We start from the raw sequence: 560 nt of genomic DNA, 5'->3' as shown, positions 1-560 counted from the left end.
AGTATCAGGTTTTCGACATTGTTGGTCAGGGTGTAGTTGACCGACGCGTACACATAGTCGATTTCCGCTGCCGAGGTGCCGTTCTCGATGACCACGTCACCCACGTTGTCGACCACATAAATGTCGTTACCAGCACCCCCATTCATGGTGTCGGCCCCGGCGCCGCCGTTGATGATGTTGTTGCCGGCGTTACCGGTGATCACGTTGTCCTGATCGTTGCCGGTACCCGAAGTGTTGGCAGTGCCGGTAAGCACGAGATTTTCGAGATTGACGCCCAGTGTCCAGTCCACGGAGGACTGGACGGTATCGATCTCGCCGACCACGGTGCTGGTTTCGAAAATTGCGTCGTTGATGCTGTCGACGATGTAGGTGTCGTTGCCGGCACCACCGACCAGAATGTCACCACCGCCGGCGCCGCCGTCGAGGATGTTGTCGCCGGAGTTGCCGGTGATCAGGTTGGCCAGGTTGTTGCCGGTACCGTTGATGTTGGCGGTGCCCTGCAAAGTGAGGTACTCGACGTTGGCGCCCAGGGTGTAACTGACTGTCGAATAGACCGAATC

At 58.0% G+C, this 560-nt stretch carries 1 protein-coding gene; it reads right to left on the bottom strand.

Features of this window, described 5'->3' with window-relative positions:
- Positions 1-560, bottom strand: a 560-nt coding sequence (locus tag M0814_RS28990; protein WP_282187901.1) for a calcium-binding protein, incomplete at both ends; no start/stop codon positions are given.

It is taken from the genome of Pseudomonas sp. MWU12-2020 (assembly GCF_023100605.1).
Classification (GTDB): Bacteria; Pseudomonadota; Gammaproteobacteria; order Pseudomonadales; family Pseudomonadaceae; genus Aquipseudomonas; species Aquipseudomonas fluorescens_H.
This window is presented reverse-complemented; position numbering and strand designations above follow the sequence as displayed.